Genomic DNA, 17,642 nt, shown 5'->3' on the forward strand with positions numbered 1-17,642 from the left:
ATAGAGATAGGTGATAAGATGGACAGACGGAAATTTCTTGGTTTAAGCGGAACAACAGCACTGGTTTCTGCCGTTGGTTTGCCTGTACTGGCACATGCAAAAGCGAATGGCTCGCCAGAGGAAATACTGCAGATACAGTGGCTTGGCGGCGCCACAATGCTCATCAGCTTTGATGGAGTAACGTTCCTCACGGATCCGGCCTTTGGCGTTGGAAAGCAGGCGATTGTGATGCCGAACCCGAATGAGATGTTTGATCTTGCAAAGGGACCCAACATCAAACCGCAACCACGATTTGGGGCGTTACCTGCGTTTGATCTTGGAGCGGTGACTGCAACACTGATCAGTCATTCCCATCCAGACCATTTTGATGCAGCAGCAGAGGCGAGAATTGCATCTGACATGCCGATGGTTGCGACAGAGCATGACAAACAAGTGTTTGTAAAGAAGGGCTTTTCCAATATCACCGCTCTGCCATGGGGCGAGCATATGGTGTTCCCGACTAAGTCTGGTCAGATCACCATCACGGCAGTTCCCGCTGAGCATTCTGAGAATGTGGAGATCCTAAAGATCCTCGGGCCAGGTAATGGGTACTTCTTTGAGTTCATGGCCGGTGATTATCGCAGGACCATGTATTGGACTGGCGATACCTTCCCGGTAGATGATGTGATGGCCAAAGTCCAAGCCCTTGGTGCCATTGATGTTCTTGTGCCGCATGTTGGTGGGGTGGGGGTGACGGGCGCTCTTGGGAAGATCAGCATGGATGCTGCAGATGTGGTGGACATGGTGGATCGCCTGAAGCCGAAACGCGTCCTGCCTATTCATCACTCCACGTTTGGGCTGTTCCTTGAACCGATCTGGAAACTGGCGCAGGCGATGGAGAGGCATGAAGCAGGTCTTGATGTCATCGCAGAAGGCAGCACGGTTCAATACCAATAGATGAAGATGTATGTGCGATGACTATTATGAGTCATCGCACATACTATCTAATAAAGGGGCAATCAGAAGAATAAATAGATTAGCCTTATAGATTTCACTCAGTGAAACTGGAATGTATTCATATATGAATAAATGAGAATCTCTTGTTTACCTTGGTTCTGTTGCCTAGGATCACTCGGATAATATTATTATTTGGAGGGGTAAATGAATATTATTAAATCAATCGCGAGTATTGGCTCGGTTGTCAGCGTGTCTTTGCTGGCCTTATCTCAACCCGCATTTTCCGGCGAAGTGATGGACCGCGTCATGGAGAGTAAGGTGATCCGCGTCGCCACCAACTCCGGATATCCGCCGGCTTCATTCCTGAATGCTGATGGTGTGTTTGAAGGTTATGACATTGATGTTTCAAAAGAAGTCGCCAAACGTATGGGCGCAAAGGCAGAGTTCCTGAACCCGGCTTGGGAGGCCATTACATCCGGCAAGTGGGGCGGGCGCTGGGAGATGTCCATCGGCTCCATGACGCCTACACCCGCTCGCGCAAAAGTGCTCGATTTTCCAGCAGTTTACTATTACACGCCTGCTGCGTTTTACGTGCACAAGGACTCGTCTTATGAAACGGTTTCGGAGCTGAACGGCAAGCGCATCGGGGCCAGCACTGGTTCAACCTTCGAGTACTATCTTCAGCACGAGTTGGAGCTGGACGCTGCTTATTCTCCTGCGTTCGAGTTCGCCGTGACACCGGGTGAGGTCCGCACCTATGAGGCTGACAGCAACGTTCTTGATGACCTGCGTTTGGGAGATGGCAAGCGTCTGGATGCTGGTATCACTTCGGTCCCAACCATTCTGGAAGCGATCAAGGCGAACTATCCGATCCGTATTCTGGGAGAAGCGGTGTTCTTTGAGCCTTTGGCCGTTGTGACGTCTCGTGATGACCCTGAGTTTTCTCAGAAAGTCGGCGAAATCATTGAGGAAATGCGGGCTGATGGCACTTTGGTTGAGCTTTCACAAAAGTGGTTCGGGGCTGACCTTGTAACCACGACGCACTAGTGCGGTTGGTCCTATGACACTGCTCGTGAACCTGTTTAGCCATGCGCCCTCCCGGCGCCTGGTTTTCTTCGCGGTACTGGCGGCGTTGCTCATGGCGTTTGATCTGAGCAGCGTTGGGCAATACCTGACGACCCTTCTGAACCTTGATGTGGCCCCTGATACCGCCTCCGTGCTGGCTGCATTTGCGATTTCTGCCGTGATCACAGCAGACGTTGTGTTCGTCTCCAAACTGCCAATGAAGGTGCAAGTGCCGATCAATTGGGCGCAGCTTCTGGCGCTGTTTTTGGGGTTTTTCTACTCGTTTGACCTGTCGTTTCCGTTCATTATCGAGCGGTTGCCGATCCTGCTTTACAAGGGGCTGTTCTACACGCTCTTTGTCTCGTTTGCGTCCATCATTTGCGCCAGCTTACTGGCATTTGTTGGGGCACTTGCCCGTCTGTCCAACTCAGGTCCAGCCTATGCGGCTTCAACGTTCTACGTTTCGTTTTTTCGTGGTACGCCGTTGTTGTTGCAGGTTTATCTGATTTATCTGGGCTTGCCGCAACTTGGCATCACACTGGATGCAATCCCATCAGGTATTCTGGCTTTGTCGCTCAGTTACGGCGCCTATATGACGGAGATTTTCCGAGGTGGCATACAGGCGGTTCCACGGCAACAGTCAGAAGCCGCCGCCGCTCTGGGCTTGCAGCCTTGGCAAGTTATGTGGAAGGTAGTTTTGCCTCAGGCAATCCGCATCATCATTCCGCCAACGGGCAACAACTTCATCTCTATGCTCAAGGACAGCTCGCTGGTGTCTGCCATGGGCATTATGGAACTCATGTATCTGGCACGGACGCTTGGGCGCTCCGAGTTCAAACACTTTGAGATGTTGATCAGTGCGGCTTTGATCTACTGGGCGGTTAGTTTCGTCTTTGAGATGATACAGGCTCAGCTGGAGAAGCGGTATTCCGCGCCGCAGAAGGTTGGGTAAGCAAAAGGAAAGAGGGCCACTCAGGCCTTCTTTCTGTCGCGAAGCAAGTCATGACACTTGAGTGCGCAGTAATAGCCGATGGTGAAGAAGATGCTCATGGCAAGGACTTGTAGATAGAACCGGTCAAACGTGTTCCGGTGCAGTATCAGATTGAGTGCATGGCCTACGTAAACGCCAAACATCATCATGGAAATTGCGAAGACGTGTATGAAGGTTTTTGCGCTTTTGGAAGCCGGATGCCCTTTGCAGTGATCCGCGAAAAAGCAAGTTACAATACAAGCGCCCACCATGATGAGGGTCATCCAGTTCAGATAAACAGCAGCCAGTGTCAGGCTGTTCATCTGTTGCATTGCCAGGTTCTGATCAATGGACAAATCGATCTGGTGGCCCAAAATCATACCGAACCCGCCATAAACAAACCCACTCCAGAAATACGTGAAGAGGTAGCTGGGCATACCTGCGTTTTGCAGGCTGACCATGCCTGCAAAGAATATGGCGAGAACGAAGGCAACTTCAAATACATGAAGGGTATCTGGCCGCGTGATCATTGCCACCACAGCCAGCTGAAGCACGAGCATCACTCCATAACCAATAGGGTTGGTAAGCAGAAAATGGCTCAGAGAAAAGCTACGCATTCGCTTTGACTTCCGCTCGTTGTTGGGGCCGATGCCGTATACCTCAGTCATGTGAACCTGATGTTGTCTCGGGCCGTTATTGCTTGTTGTTCCAGTCGTCTTTTTCCTTCAGGTCTCTGACGACTTTCACATGCTGCATCATGCCTCCATCCTCATGGTAGAGTAGGTGGCAATGTATCGGATATTTTCCGACGAAATCTTTGAATCTCATGCGGAATTTCACATGACCATGAGGCGGAACCTGAATGGTGTCGGCCCAGAACGGCAATTCCAGAGTGTAATCCAGAGGGTCTTCGCCCTGGATTTCAAAGACATACATGGGGTTCACATGGATATGGATGGGATGCGGAAACTCGCTTTCGTTCTCCAGCGTCCACTCTTCCACCGCGTCCAACTGAACCCAATGATTGACCACCTCACAGCCGCCAAACTGGCCGTGGTCGATGGTGACATTCCCCCCCCGATAGTATTTCTCGGGATTGTCCAGCGGATTCGCCTGGAAGGTTAGCGTGCGCTTGTTGGTTACTTCTTCTGGGCCAATTGGCTCCAGCAGTCCGCCACGCAGACTTTCGGGGAATGGAGGTGGAGTGGTGCGATCAGCAAGTTCACTTGGCATGTAGATCGCGGCACCGATTTCCTCGCCGCGCTCCACTTCAATGGCAAAGAGCGGCGGGTTGTTGTGGTACTTGTAATGCGGAATGAACTGATATTCGACCGAGTCATTCTGCACGTAATAAAACGCGCCCGGAGTGGCCGCTTCGTTGATTTTCAGCAGGATAGACGCGCGGTTTGCCGGGGCAAGGCTGATGCCTCCCTGTCTGCGGTAGTTGTCAGTGGGGTTGCCGTCATACCCGTAGATGAACATCTGCCCGAAGAAAGGGCACTCGAAGTTGATTGACGAGCGTGTGGTTGCGTTCAACAGACGGAGATTGATCAGCTCTCCCGGTTTTACCTTGATGATCGGGCAGTACTGGCTGTTGACCGTGATGTTGTACTCACTGTTAGGGAACTTGGCGACCTGCTTCTGGTCTTCCACAGTGCCTTCAGCGTTCACCGCGATGTTCTGGAACACCATGCAGTATTCTTTAACACCCATCTCTTTGAGCTGATCATCAAACGGGCCGCGCACGATAATCATACCCGCCATGCCGCTGCCAACCTGCAAGGCCACGGACCCGTGTTTGTGCGGGTGATACCAGTAGACTCCCGGCGGGTGATCCGCCGGAATGTGGTACTCGTAGTCGTACTTTTCGCCGGGACGAATGGTCATACAGACGTTATCGCCGGGCGACTCTGGTGTCACATGCAAGCCGTGCGTATGGATGTTGTAGTTATTGAAACCGTAGGGGAAGTTGATGTCATCCGGCTCAACTTGATCCTGCTCAGGCAACTTATTGTGCGTGTGGATTTGCAGCTTTGAACCCGGCCTGACTTCAATAGTTGGACCAGTCAGCGTGTTGTCGGCATCTTTGGTGAGGTCGCTTGTGAAAACCCGGGTGTAGGTTGGGACGTTGTGAGGCTTTTCAAAGCTGAAAACGTTATTGGTGTCGTATTCAACATCCAAAGTTACTTCCAGATGCTTTTTTTCAGGGTGCATTACGTAAGCTGGCGGGTTTTTGATAGGGCTCAGGAAGGAAAAAGGTTTCGCCTCACTCATGTAGCGGTTCCTCACGTCGGCAGCACTTAGATGCTTGTTGGTTTTGTTTTCAACCTACTGAGGATGGGAGAGTGGTGGAATCGTTGCTTGGCAATGGGGTTAAGGTTCCGTTAGGTAAAAAGGTCGGTTCCGATCTGACCTTGTATTTAACCCCTAAACGCGCACTCCGTGCAGCTCTGGTTGGGTGCAGACTTGCCGTTGCCAAGAAGTAAATACCTGAAACGGAATTTCTTTCTCCAATTTAGAATGATTATTTTTTGTGGGAAGTCTACGTATTTTTTGCCTTTGCGTGACCTATGTCAATTTAGCTGGGATATCACCGTATGCGGTTGCATTTCTGTGAAATTTCTACACACATCAACATATTGAAATATATAATATTATTAGCCTTTCATGAGGTGCTCACAATAACTTGACGATGGTCAATGTAAGAAGCGCGATGGCAAGCTTACATAACGATGCCGAGTAAGGTTCGTTTCTATTGGAGTTTATGGTGTCGTTTAAATCAATTCTCCGTTTTTTGGTCAACATCGCGCAGGAATGCGCAATCAGCGCCGTGGCTGTAAGTGCTCGTAAGAAGCCAGCAGCAATTGATGATAACACTCTCAATTGTGAAAGTGCCATCAAAGACGAACCCCTGATCGCTCCGTCGGGCATGGTCTATGTCTCCAACACCTTAAAAGACATCGGTTCGGCAACACTCCAGATCACCAGAGGCGCGCGGATTGCGCCTCTATTTTCGCCAGTTTCGATTTGAGGAATGAGTTATGAGAGGCATTGGTAAGGTCAGTCTGATTGGGGCAGGACCCGGTGATCCGGATCTCCTGACAGTGAAAGCTCTGAAACGCATTCAGAACGCTGAAGTCGTTGTTTACGATCGTCTGGTCTCTCAGGAAATTATGGATCTGGTTCCGCCTAAAACAGCTCTTTATCCTGTCGGAAAGAAGCCGAAGAGCCATCCTATCCCTCAAGATGAAATCAACCAGTTACTCGTTGATCTCGCCAAAGAAGGTAAGCGTGTTGTGCGCCTTAAAGGTGGGGATCCGTTTATTTTTGGCCGCGGCAGTGAAGAAGCTGCGGAACTTGTCATTGCCGGTATCGACTATGAAGTCGTGCCAGGCATCACAGCTGCGCAAGGCTGTGCCTCAAGCCTAAACCTGCCACTCACGCATCGCGGCCTTGCAACGGGGCTAAGATACGTAACCGGGCATTGCCAGAAAGATGTACCCCTCGATCTGGATTGGGCCAGCCTTGCGGACCCTAACACCACCCTTGTGATTTACATGGGCCTTGCAGCCATTGCCGAGATTTCTACCAAACTGGTAGAACACGGCATGCCTGCGGATATGCCTGCTGTTGCAATCTCGAAGGGCACCACATCCGAAGAGCAGAAAGTGTTTGGCACACTCACCACAATCGGTGAGCAGGCCAAGGCCGCTAAACTACCAGCGCCAACACTGTTCATGCTTGGTGATGTTGTAGGTCTGAAAGACTCTCTGGAGCTGCCATCCTATTCCGGCAGTGCGGCAAAATGGGGCGATAGACCTCATCTGGAGGTTATCAATGGCTAAGACAGAGCGGAGTGCGCAAAACCCGCTGGGTTCTTTTCTGAAGGCTGGGTTGCTGGCGCTTCCGTTGCTGACTGGAGCGCCAATCGGAGCTCTCGCCGACGAAGAGGCTCTCAAGATCATCGATGGTGAAAAACTGACAGATTTCGTGCAGCAGGACTGCGGGTCCTGCCACGGTCTGACACTTGAAGGCGGTCTGGGTGGGCCAATCCTTCCGGAAAATCTGGAACATATGGACGCTGATGTCATTCAGGAAGTGATCCTTGGTGGATTGCCGGGAACGGCGATGCCTCCATGGCGCGGCTTCCTTACCGAAACTGAAGCAGCCTTCATTGCTGAAGGTCTTAAAACAGGAGCATTCAAGTGAAGACGTTATTTGCTGCCGCAGCCTTAGGTGCGGGTCTTTTATTTGCTTCTGCAGCCAGTTCTGACGACCTGCGCGCCACGGGTGATCTGGGTCTGATTATCGAACGAGCCACAGGAACAGCCCTGATTGTTGAGAGCACGGATCGTACTGTGCTGGCGCAGGTGGAGGGGTTAGGTAACCTCTCGCACGCCTCTGTCGTTTACTCGCGAGATGAGCGCTACGCTTATGTGTTTGGCCGTGATGGTGGCCTGTCCAAAGTGGATATGCTCACCGGCAAGCTCGTTGGCCGCGTCATGCAGGCTGGTAACTCCATCGGTGGTGCCATTTCCGATGATGGCAAGCTGATCGCTGTCGCCAACTACAAGCCGGGTGGCGTGAATGTATTTGACGCAGAAACTCTGGAGCAGGTCTCCGAAGTGCCTGCGATCTATGATGAAGAAGGCAACCAGTCCAAGACCATTGGTCTTGTGGATCTGCCTGGCCGCCGCTTTGCTTTCTCCCTTTGGGATGGTGAGCAGACATGGATTTTGGACTATTCCAAGAGCCTGAAGCCAGAAATTACCAAACTCGAAGACATTGGTGTCTTCCCATACGATGCGCTGGTTACGGGCGATGGCCGCCACTACATCGTTGGTTTGTTTGGTGAAGATGGGCTTGCTCATGTGGATCTTTGGAAAGAGCCGCTGAGCGTTGAGCGCATCATGGATGGCTACGGCAAGGGAGAAGAGCCTCTTCCAGTCTACAAGATGCCACATCTGGAAGGCTGGGCGAAAGCCAATGGCATGTACGCATTGCCAGCCATAGGTCGCCACGAAGTGCTGTTCATGGATGAGCGTGACTTCACTGAAGTGGATCGTGTGAAGGTGCATGGCCAGCCCGTGTTTGCCATGGCGCGTCCTGATGGCCGTCAGATCTGGGTCAACTTTGCACCTCCTCACAACGACACCATTCAGGTGATCGATATTCTGGAGCGCAAAATAATCAAAACGATGAAACCGGGACCGGGCGTGTTGCATATGGAGTTCACTCCACGAGGCAACGAAGTCTGGATGTCCGTTCGTGACAAGAACGAAATTCATGTCTACGACACAACGGATTTCTCTCTGAAGAAGGTTCTGCCGGCAGAAAAGCCAAGCGGCATCTTCTTTACTTCACGTGCACACCAGCTGGGGCTTTAACCCCCGGCTTTCCCAGGGCGGCATTGGCCCGCCCGAGCGATTGGGGAGTTTGCGATATGAGCGCACAGCTGAGTGATATTGATCTCGTATTGGTGGACAAGTGGCAACATAATTTCCCGCTTGTCCCTAAGCCATTCAATCTCATAGCCCGGGAAACCGGGTTGGACGCTTTAGACGCGATCAGCAGTTACGAACGGTTGGTCGCAAATGGCATCATTTCGCGTATTGGCGCGGTACTGGCTCCAAATACGGTGAGCGCAAGTTGTCTGGCCGCCGTGTCTGCCCCTCCACACTTTGTGGAAACCGCAGCGCAGCTCATCAACGATGAACCGGGGGTCAACCACAACTACTTGCGTGAGAATGATCTCAACATCTGGTTCGTGGTTGTTGAACGGGATCGGGCGATGTTAGAGGCCACTCTCGCCCGTATTGAGCAGACCACCAATCTGGTGGTTCATGCTTTTCGGATGGAAAAGGCTTTCCACCTGGATCTGGGGTTTTCTTTGACAGAGCAGCGGTTGGAAAAGAAGACCCCCGTGCTCCCACCTGTCGACATGTCTGTGCTGGAGGCGGGTGACATCAGCCTGCTGGACAAACTATCTGATGGCATTCCACTCTCTGACCGCCCGTTCCTGCGTATTGCGCTGAAGCTTGGGCGCTCGGAAACCTCTGTGCTTGAACGGCTGAAAGTGTTGCTGGATGCTGGGATCATTCGCCGGTTCGGCGTGGTCGTGCGACATCGGTCCATTGGTTACAAGGCCAATGCTATGTCAGTCTGGAATGTTCGTGACGAGCATATTGATGACGTGGGTGCTATATTCTCTGCTGATCCGATGGTGAGCCTTTGCTACCAGCGCAACAGAGAGATGCCGCTTTGGCCTTATAACTTGTACACCATGACCCATGCGAACAGCCGTGAAGAGGCGCTTGAAGTCATCAACCGGCTCTCTACTATGGCCACGAAGCATGTGATGAGCAGCGACGTGCTGTTCTCCACCAAGTGCTTCAAGCAGCGTGGTGCCCGTCTGTCTCGCAGTGTTGGAGTAAGTGCATGAGCACAGATATCGCCCACCTGAATGAACCTGCCCGGGTGCATCTGGATGATCTGGACCGCAAGCTGATCAACCGCTTGCAGGATGGCCTTCCGGTTGTCTCAAAGCCGTATGCAGCGGTCGCAGAAGAACTGGGCATTGTGGAAGACTTGCTACTTGAGCGCCTGCAATGGCTGCTTAAGACGCGTATCCTCACCCGTTTCGGGCCTATGTTCGACATTGCTCAAATGGGCGGTGCCTTTTGCTTGTGCGCTATGGCTGTGCCGGAAGAGCGCTATGACGAGGTGACTGAACAGGTGAACTCGTTGGAAGAGGTGGCGCACAACTATGCCCGTGATCACGAGCTGAATATGTGGTTCGTGCTTGCCACGGAAACCCCTGACGAAATTGAGAGTTGCGGGAAACGCATTGAAGAGCTGACCGGAATCCCGGTCCGGCTGTTCCCGAAAGAACGCGAGTTTTTCATTGAGTTTAAGGTTCCAGTATGAGCACGCATAGTATCGAAGAATTCTCCGAATTTGACCGTGCTCTGGTGGCTGCGCTGCAAGAAGGTTTGCCGCTTGTTTCCGAGCCCTACGCGCAGATTGCCCACCAGCTTGGCGTGAGTGAAGAACTGGTACTGGAACGCGTTGCTTCCATGAAAGAAAACGGTGCAATTCGCCGGATTGCGGCTGTGCCAAATCATCGCGCCCTTGGCATGCGCGCCAACGGCATGTCCGTCTGGAATATCGTTGATGAGGACGTTGAACGCATTGGACAAATGATGGGTTCTCTGAACTTTGTGTCCCACTGCTATCAACGCCCAAGATGGCTACCTACATGGCCGTACAATGTCTTTGCCATGGTGCATGGAAAGACTCGCGATGAGTGTCTGACTTTAGTCAAGGAAATAGAGGCGCTCATAGGGACATCATGCAATGGAAATGATGTCCTGTTTTCGACAAAAACCCTGAAAAAAACAGGACTTAGACTTCGTCGCAGAGGGGAGAGCCCGCGTGTTTCGTCTGACCCATTATCTCAAAGCTCTAGCGGATCCGTATCCACTTCCACCAGCGCGTAAACCTGCTGGTCCGGTTGTTATCTGGAATTTGATCCGCCGTTGTAATTTGAAGTGCAAGCACTGTTATACAACCTCAGGCGATGTAGATTTTCCCGGCGAGCTTTCAACCAAGCAGGCCTATGAGGTTATTGATGACCTGAAGGGCTTCCGCGTCCCGGTTATTATCTTCTCTGGTGGTGAGCCGCTGATGCGCCCGGATATGCTGGAGCTGTCGGCCCACGCCAAGCAGCTTGGCTTCTATACCGCCTTGTCCACCAACGGCACGCTTATCGACAAAGATATGGCGCGTAAGATTGGTGAGATCGGTTACGACTATGTTGGCATCTCACTGGATGGCATCGGCAAAGTGCATGATGACTTCCGTGGCATGGATGGTGCGTTTGACCTGTCCTTGCAAGCAGTGCGTTACCTGCGTGAGGAAAACGTGAAAGTTGGCCTGCGCTTTACACTGACAGAAGAAAATGCCGATACGCTGGATGACTATCTGGACCTGTGCGCTCGCGAGAAAGTAGACAAGATCTACCTGTCTCACCTTGTGTATGCAGGCCGCGGCAACAAGAACCGTGGTGAAGATGCGCACCTGAACGTGACCCGCAAGGCCATGACCCACCTGATTGAAAAGGCGTGGGAAGATGTGCTGGCTGGCAAGTCCAACGAATACGTGACCGGCAACAACGATGCAGATGGCATCTACCTGTTGCAGTGGGTGCGTGAGAACATGCCAGAAAAAGCTGGTTATCTGGAAGATATGCTGGAGCGCTGGGGTGGTAACGCCTCTGGTGTAAACATCGGCAACATCGATAACACCGGCAAAGTGCATCCGGACAGCTTCTGGTGGCACTACACCATCGGCAACGTGAAAGAGCGCAAGTTCTCCGAGATTTGGCAGGATGTGTCCGATCCGGTCATGGCTGGTTTGAAGCAGACCCCGCGCCAGATCAAAGGCCGCTGCGGATCTTGCCAATACTTCAACATCTGTAACGGCAACACGCGCGTACGCGCGCTGCAGCTGACGGGCGACCCTTGGGCGGAAGATCCATCCTGTTACCTGACGGATGAAGAGATCGGCCTTGGGGATGCAAACCACCAGCGCGTTGAAACAACACCATTCCGGGGAGCTCGTCATGAAGCCAAACACGTTTATGCCTAAACTCGCCGGAGTTTTGCTGGCAACCTGCATGTTGACAGGCGCTGCGGAAGCACGCGGTAAAAAGCTTGAGCTCTATCCGGTCTCTGATGCCACAAAGGGCACCTATCAGGAGCTTTGTGCGGAGTGTCATGGTGGTGACCGCTTAGGCGGCATTGGCCCTGCGCTCATTCCGGAAAGCCTGAAGCGTCTGCGCGTAAGTGCTGCGACATCGACCATCAAGGATGGTCGTGTCCACACTCAAATGCCAGCTTTCGGGGATCAGCTCAACGATCAGCAGGTTGCTGATCTGGTGAACCTGATAAAAACCCCATTGGGCGCGATGCCGGTTTGGGGTGAAAAAGAAATCAACGCGACCCGCGTGTTCAACGAGGACTACAAGCCCGTTGAAAAGCCGGTTTATGAATCCGATCCGCTGAACCTGTTTGTGGTCGTGGAGACTGGTGATCACTACGCCACCGTCATGGATGGCGATACGTTTGAACCGCTCACCCGCTTCAAAACCCAGTTTGCACTGCATGGCGGCCCTAAGTTTACACCGGACGGACACTACGTGTTCTTCATGTCCCGTGATGGCTGGATCACCAAGTACGATATGTGGGCGCTGAAAGTGGTTGGCGAAGTGCGCGGCGGCATCAATGCCCGTAACATCGCGCTTTCCCGCGATGGCAAGCACATTGCACTGGCAAACTACCTGCCACATTCTCTGGTGATGTTGTCTGCTGAGGACCTCACCGTTGAGAAGATCTTTGATGCAGAGTCTTTGGGCGGCGAAACCACACGTGTTTCTGCAGTTTATCAAGCACCAGAACGTGACAGCTTCGTTGTCGCCATGAAGGATGTGCCTGAAGTCTGGGAAGTGGCAACCAATCCAAAGGCAGAGCCTGAGTTTGATGCCTATGTCGATGCCGAGAACTACGGCAAGGATGGTGCGAAACCAACATCCGAAGGGTTGTTCGCCCTGCGCCGTATTCAGGTTGATGCACCGATGGACGATTTCTTCTTCGATCAGTCCTACAAGCACCTGATGGGATCGTCTCGTGACGGGAAGAGCGGTGTTGTGGTGGACATGGATGAAGGCGCGACCATTGCCAAAATCGATCTGCCCGGTTTCCCGCATCTAGGGTCCGGCATCAGCTGGGAGTGGCAGGGGAAACCAGTGATGGTGACGCCGCATCTGAGCGAGAGCAAGATTTCTGTGATCGACATGTCCAACTGGTCCGTATTGAAGACACTTGATACGGCGGGTCCGGGCTTCTTCATGCGATCTCACGAAAACTCCAAGTACGCTTGGGCGGACGTGTTCTTTGGTCCAAACAAGGACCAGATGTACGTGATCGATAAAGAAACGCTTGAGATCGTAAAGACGCTGAAACCGCTCCCGGGTAAAACCGCTGCTCATATCGAGTTTGACCGTGATGGTAGCCACGCCATTCTCTCTATCTGGGAAAATGACGGCATGATCATCATTTATGATGCGAAAACGCTTGAAGAAGTGAAGCGCATTCCAATGAGTAAGCCATCTGGAAAGTACAATGTCTGGAACAAGATCACCTTCTCCGCTGGTACAAGCCACTAGCGACCTGGCACTTGTTCTTGCTGCTCATGGAGATTTGGGCGGCAAGGGCGCCGACAATACACCAGGCCACGTTCGCCTGAAAAATGCTCTGGCGCCCTTACTGCCCGAACTGGATGTGGTGAGTGGGGTGATGAAAGGAACCCCGCCACTACAGGAAGTAGTCGAAAGCCTCCCGCACGAGCGCGTGCTTGTGCTTCCTCTCCTCTTAAGTAACGGCTACTTCTGCAAAACAGTCCTGCCTCGCCGATTGGGGCTGGACCCAAACCTGCAACAACAGAAAGAAGGTGCATGGCAAAATCTGAACCGAGATGGGCAGTATATCAAGCTGTTACCCCCGCTTGGTGTATTGCCCTTCCTACCTGATCTGGTTTCACAGAGTATTCAAAGTACTCTGGCACCAAACAGCAAAAGCACGTTGTTAAAGCCGGAACTCGACCGGGAAGTGCTGATCGTTGCCCATGGCTCGACAGTCGGGCCGGAATCACGGCTTTGCGCGCTTCAACTCAAAGAGCATCTGGAAAATCGTTACGGTTACAAGCAACTTCGCGTGGCATTCCTCTCAGAGGAACCTTTCGTCGAAAAGGCTGTCCTGACACTTTCCGAAGATGCAATCGTTGTTCCGCTGTTTGCCAGTGGAGGCTTACACGGCCAGGAAGATATCTCCAAAATTATGGAGAGCGCTCCTGCGGGATGTAAACTTGCACCGGTAATTGGCTGCGAGCATGCCCTGGCACAGCACTTGGTCAGCTATCTGCAAGAAATTGGCTTAACTCGTGGCTTCGCCAACCCAAGAGTTTCAGTGCTACGAGATTTGCCCACACAGCCTACAAGGGCTGCTCTGAGGTAACTCTGATTTTTGAGTGAGATGTTCAGGCAATTTGATCGCCTGAACTCCGTCTCAGGTTTCGTATTAAGCAGGCACATCTTTCTTAGAGAAGTACCAGTCTACGTATTCATAACCAGCTGATTTACGTGTTTCAGCCAGATCCGCTGTTGCTGGCGGAGGCACGATTACTTTGTCACCAGGCTGCCAGTTTTCTGGAGTCGCAACACCATGTTCGGTAGATGTTTGCAAGGCATTGATCAAGCGTAGGAACTCATCAACTGAACGCCCGTTGGTCATTGGGTAGTAAACCATCGCCCGCAGAATTCCTTCAGGATCAATAATGAAAGTTGCGCGAACAGCAGAAGTGTCTGAGGCTCCAGGCTGGATCATGCCGTAGGCTTTGGCGACTTCCATTGAGAGGTCTGCAATGATCGGGAAGGGTATGTGAACGCCAAACTTCTCCTCGATGTTTCGCATCCAGGCGATGTGTGAGTAGTGACTGTCGATAGACAGGCCAAGCAATGCTGTATTGAGCTTGCCAAAATCTTCTGCTGCATTCGCAAAAGCAATGAATTCGGTTGTGCAGACAGGCGTAAAATCTGCTGGATGTGAAAAGAGAACCAGCCATTGACCTTTGTAATCACTCAATGATTTGGTGCCATCAGTCGTCGGAGCAGTAAAATCTGGTGCTGGTGTGTTCAGCTGCGGCAATGTGATGATAGTTTCTTCTGACATTTATTTTCCTCGGGCTCAATTGATTTGATAAATGCACAATATCGATCTATATTAATTAGTGAAATTGATTAATAATAATACAGTGATCTATAAAATATATGAGTCATCTACCAAGCCTTCGCCAGCTGGAATTTCTGGTGGCACTTGTTGAAGAACAACATTTTGGGAAGGCAGCAGAAAAATGTAATGTGAGCCAGTCGGCTCTGAGCACAGCGCTCAAAGAGTTGGAACAGAATCTTGGTGTTCATCTGGCGGAGCGAACCAAGCGTTCTGTCACGATTACACCTCTGGGCAACTCACTGGCTGATCGCGCACGTCACATCCTGCTCGATACAAAAGCCTTTGTAGATTTTGCTGCGGCAAACTCTAAGTTTCTGTCTGGAGACATGAAACTGGGTGTGATTTCTACAGTTGGACCTTATCTGCTTCCTGGGATTATGCCGCAGCTTCGGAAGAAGTTTCCGGAACTTCGCCTCTTTGTCAAAGAGGGCATCACCCATGACCTGTTGGCTGCATTACAGAGCGGGCATCTGGATGCCGTTTTGCTGGCACTCCCATTTGAGATTGGCGATCTTGTTCATTTTCCATTGTTTGAAGATGGATACAAACTGGCTGTCACACCTCAACATCCGCTTGCAAACCGGCAACATGTAGAAGGGCAGGACCTGACAGATACCAAGATGATGTTGCTGGAAAAAGGGCATTGTTTACAACAGCATGCCCTGTCTGCATTTTTACCCGACGGCCCGGTTCAAGACAGTTCATTTGAAGCGACTAGCCTGTCCACTCTGGTGGGTATGGTGGCAGAAGGGCTGGGAACAACACTTCTGCCAGACGTCGCGATTACTGCAGGGCTGACGGATAATTATGATGTGTGCCTCATCGATGTAGATAAGGCACTGCCAAGAGAAATAGCGCTTGTATGGCGAAAAAGCTCACCACGGGGAGAGGAACTACAACATCTTGGCGAGTTCATCAAACAAGCCTATGAGGGATGAAAACCCAGGCGCGGACAAGCGAATAAAATCATTTTAGCGCAATATCTTAGCCGTGGCTTGAATGCATGACCACTGTGCGTTCCTGCTCTACCAATGTGCGCAGAACCTGAACGTTTGAAATGATTGCCCGGTTTTGTTTGACCTCGACGCCATAGCTTTTCAGCTTCTGGAATGCACGAGACAGGCTTTCCGGTTTCATACCCAGACGACCCGCGATGAGTGCTTTGTCGTAAGGCAGCACCAATGTGCAGGAACCAGCAGGTTCTGTGCTGAGGTTCAGCAAGAATTCGGCAACACGCTGTGCACCGGTATGCGTCTTCAACCCTTCAATCTGCAACACGAGTTGATGCAGGTGCATGGACAACGACGACATCATTGCCAGCGCGATGTTCGGATCTGCTGCGATTGAGTTGGCCAGGTGGGCCACTGGAATGCAAAGCACCACACTATCTGTAACCGCTTCACCAGAGGCTGGATAGTTTGAATTTGTAAAGGCAGCACCTTCAGCGAAGGTTTGCCCACGGGTGAAAACCCCTACAACGGCTTCATCACCGCTGCTTGTCGCGCGAAAAACTTTGACCCATCCTTCCAGCACGATAAAGAACGCATCTGCCTTATCATCCTGAAAAAAAATCATCTCACCGCGCGAGACAGATTTTTTGGTGGCACCCCGAAGCAGCTGTTCTCTTGCCTCGGTACTCAACCGTTTAAGCAAGGGAATTTCAGCGAGCTTCTCCACTTCACTGCTAACTATTGTAGTAGACATTTTTACAGACCTCTCCCACGATCAACCCAATCGTACTGTTGCGTAGATGAAGGACGTTGATCTAACGCAAGTGTTTTTGCGCAATTGGCACCTTGCAGTTGTCCTTTTGAAAGCAAAAAGGACCTAACGAAAATCAAGGAAGTAGAGAACTCAGAGGATTAGGGTCCACTATAGGGAAGGTTTTCACTCAGTTCACTGAGCGAATAAACTTGCCTTTTTGGCTCAATAATATGTTTAAAACTGTCCTCTGGAATGTTTTTTACCCGTTGTTGACGGTGAAACGAGCCTGTTCGGTGGCGAAGACGCGTCCGGAATGGGATACGGGCAACGGTTGCGTCTTCACCATCAAGTCCCGAAGCCGGCTAATATTTTCCGGAAATCATGAGATGGTAAAACGCAGATATTTGTAGCTTTAGCAGCACGTCGAACTTGGAAATCTGAGTTGCCTTGACATTGCGCCCCTGAGGTTTAGGTTGCGTATTCCTAATGTGTTTCAGAGGAGATTTGATGTCCCGGATCTGAGGGTTCAAACGAAGAACCCCTATGCATGTTTTCAACCTTAAGACCGTGCCATTTGCACGGCTGGTTCCGCATGCCTTCATTTTCCGAACATCAAGCGCCGATTAACGGCACTCTTCAGGACATAGAAATGATCCGCAAATTTGAAACTCGCGATACCGAGTCCATTGTTGACGTCTGGCTTGAGGCCAGCAAACTCGCTCACCCTTTTCTGAGCGACAGCTTTTTAGCTCATGAAACCGACAACATCCGAAACATGTATCTGCCTAATGCAGAGACATGGGTTGCTGAAATGAACGGCGCTGTCGTCGGATTTATTTCATTACTTGGCAATGAAGTGGGCGGACTGTTTGTGCATCCTGACTTTCACGGGCGCAAGCTCGGGAAGGCTTTGATGGACAAGGCGACCTCGCTTCATGACAGCGTTGAACTGGAAGTCTTCAAGCACAATCCAATCGGGCGTGGCTTTTATGCTCGCTACGGCTTTGAGGAAATGCATGAGGACTTTAATGAGGATACGCAGCAGTTGGTCATCCGGCTGAAGTACTCCGCCGCGGTTTAGGTGGAGCAGAAGGAGAGGGTGCCTTGCACTCTCTCCAAGT

The 17,642-nt window shown here is 51.5% G+C and carries 19 protein-coding genes; 15 read left to right on the top strand and 4 right to left on the bottom strand.

The annotated features are described in order from the left end of the window. The first annotated feature begins 18 nt into the window (after positions 1-18). From PsAD13_RS11210 to PsAD13_RS11220, 3 genes are all read left to right on the top strand, one after another. Complete coding sequence (locus PsAD13_RS11210) at positions 19-936, top strand: MBL fold metallo-hydrolase (RefSeq protein ID WP_208986544.1); 918 nt, start codon at positions 19-21, stop codon at positions 934-936. Positions 937-1,140: 204 nt separating this feature from the next. Then, positions 1,141-1,983: a transporter substrate-binding domain-containing protein gene (locus PsAD13_RS11215; protein WP_063318222.1), complete on the top strand. Its 843-nt coding sequence runs from the start codon at positions 1,141-1,143 to the stop codon at positions 1,981-1,983. Between the two features lie 13 nt (positions 1,984-1,996). After that, entirely contained in the window at positions 1,997-2,953 is a 957-nt protein-coding gene (locus PsAD13_RS11220; protein WP_063318223.1) for an amino acid ABC transporter permease, read from the top strand. A 20-nt stretch (positions 2,954-2,973) separates the two neighbouring features. On the opposite strand, the gene PsAD13_RS11225 is transcribed toward PsAD13_RS11220, so the two are convergent. Together PsAD13_RS11225 and PsAD13_RS11230 are read right to left on the bottom strand one after the other, a co-directional pair. Next, on the bottom strand, positions 2,974-3,639 hold the full coding sequence (locus PsAD13_RS11225) for a hypothetical protein (RefSeq protein WP_063318224.1): 666 nt from the start codon (positions 3,637-3,639) through the stop codon (positions 2,974-2,976). Positions 3,640-3,664: 25 nt separating this feature from the next. Then, entirely contained in the window at positions 3,665-5,245 is a 1,581-nt protein-coding gene (locus PsAD13_RS11230; protein WP_063318225.1) for a multicopper oxidase domain-containing protein, read from the bottom strand. 493 nt (positions 5,246-5,738) lie between these two features. Here PsAD13_RS11230 and PsAD13_RS11235 point away from each other — a divergent pair, with 493 nt between their 5' ends. From PsAD13_RS11235 to PsAD13_RS11280, 10 genes are read left to right on the top strand one after another with little or no spacing between them, the layout of a single operon-like run. Further along, on the top strand, positions 5,739-6,002 hold the full coding sequence (locus PsAD13_RS11235; protein ID WP_153040879.1) for a hypothetical protein: 264 nt from the start codon (positions 5,739-5,741) through the stop codon (positions 6,000-6,002). Between the two features lie 10 nt (positions 6,003-6,012). Continuing rightward, positions 6,013-6,816, top strand: coding sequence for a uroporphyrinogen-III C-methyltransferase (gene cobA / locus PsAD13_RS11240; RefSeq protein ID WP_063318227.1), 804 nt, complete (start codon positions 6,013-6,015; stop codon positions 6,814-6,816). Continuing rightward, positions 6,809-7,180: a cytochrome c gene (locus PsAD13_RS11245; protein ID WP_063318228.1), complete on the top strand. Its 372-nt coding sequence runs from the start codon at positions 6,809-6,811 to the stop codon at positions 7,178-7,180. The genes cobA and PsAD13_RS11245 overlap by 8 nt, the downstream gene beginning before the upstream one ends. After that, a complete protein-coding gene (locus tag PsAD13_RS11250; protein WP_063318229.1) occupies positions 7,177-8,358 on the top strand; it encodes a cytochrome D1 domain-containing protein in 1,182 nt (393 codons plus the stop codon). The genes PsAD13_RS11245 and PsAD13_RS11250 overlap by 4 nt, the downstream gene beginning before the upstream one ends. A 56-nt stretch (positions 8,359-8,414) precedes the next feature. Continuing rightward, positions 8,415-9,413 (top strand): Lrp/AsnC family transcriptional regulator, encoded by a 999-nt coding sequence (locus PsAD13_RS11255; RefSeq protein WP_063318230.1) that lies wholly within the window; start codon positions 8,415-8,417, stop codon positions 9,411-9,413. Then, the gene (locus PsAD13_RS27785) at positions 9,410-9,898 is read left to right on the top strand and encodes an Lrp/AsnC family transcriptional regulator (protein ID WP_063318231.1); all 489 of its coding nucleotides are present in this window, start codon (positions 9,410-9,412) and stop codon (positions 9,896-9,898) included. The genes PsAD13_RS11255 and PsAD13_RS27785 overlap by 4 nt, the downstream gene beginning before the upstream one ends. Further along, on the top strand, positions 9,895-10,470 hold the full coding sequence (locus PsAD13_RS27790) for an AsnC family transcriptional regulator (RefSeq protein ID WP_063318232.1): 576 nt from the start codon (positions 9,895-9,897) through the stop codon (positions 10,468-10,470). Before PsAD13_RS27785 ends, PsAD13_RS27790 begins: the two co-directional genes overlap by 4 nt. Beyond that, a complete protein-coding gene (gene nirJ / locus PsAD13_RS11270) occupies positions 10,406-11,620 on the top strand; it encodes a heme d1 biosynthesis radical SAM protein NirJ (protein WP_057463306.1) in 1,215 nt (404 codons plus the stop codon). Before PsAD13_RS27790 ends, nirJ begins: the two co-directional genes overlap by 65 nt. Next, positions 11,595-13,196: a nitrite reductase gene (locus PsAD13_RS11275; protein WP_244275149.1), complete on the top strand. Its 1,602-nt coding sequence runs from the start codon at positions 11,595-11,597 to the stop codon at positions 13,194-13,196. The genes nirJ and PsAD13_RS11275 overlap by 26 nt, the downstream gene beginning before the upstream one ends. After that, a complete protein-coding gene (locus tag PsAD13_RS11280) occupies positions 13,153-14,043 on the top strand; it encodes a CbiX/SirB N-terminal domain-containing protein (protein WP_084404702.1) in 891 nt (296 codons plus the stop codon). Before PsAD13_RS11275 ends, PsAD13_RS11280 begins: the two co-directional genes overlap by 44 nt. Positions 14,044-14,106: 63 nt before the next feature. Here the strand turns inward: PsAD13_RS11280 and PsAD13_RS11285 are convergent, their stop codons facing one another. Beyond that, entirely contained in the window at positions 14,107-14,757 is a 651-nt protein-coding gene (locus tag PsAD13_RS11285; protein WP_063318233.1) for a peroxiredoxin, read from the bottom strand. A 98-nt stretch (positions 14,758-14,855) separates the two neighbouring features. On the opposite strand from PsAD13_RS11285, the gene PsAD13_RS11290 reads away from it, so the two are divergent. Next, positions 14,856-15,755, top strand: a complete 900-nt coding sequence (locus PsAD13_RS11290; protein WP_063318234.1) for a LysR substrate-binding domain-containing protein — start codon at positions 14,856-14,858, stop codon at positions 15,753-15,755. A 46-nt stretch (positions 15,756-15,801) separates the two neighbouring features. Here PsAD13_RS11290 and PsAD13_RS11295 read toward each other — a convergent pair whose 3' ends face one another. Then, on the bottom strand, positions 15,802-16,521 hold the full coding sequence (locus PsAD13_RS11295) for a Crp/Fnr family transcriptional regulator (RefSeq protein WP_208980901.1): 720 nt from the start codon (positions 16,519-16,521) through the stop codon (positions 15,802-15,804). A gap of 649 nt (positions 16,522-17,170) precedes the next feature. Here PsAD13_RS11295 and PsAD13_RS11305 point away from each other — a divergent pair. After that, on the top strand, positions 17,171-17,602 hold the full coding sequence (locus tag PsAD13_RS11305) for a GNAT family N-acetyltransferase (protein ID WP_063318236.1): 432 nt from the start codon (positions 17,171-17,173) through the stop codon (positions 17,600-17,602). Positions 17,603-17,642 lie beyond the last annotated feature (40 nt).

It is taken from the genome of Pseudovibrio sp. Ad13, assembly GCF_001623225.1.
In the GTDB taxonomy this organism is placed as follows: Bacteria; Pseudomonadota; Alphaproteobacteria; order Rhizobiales; family Stappiaceae; genus Pseudovibrio.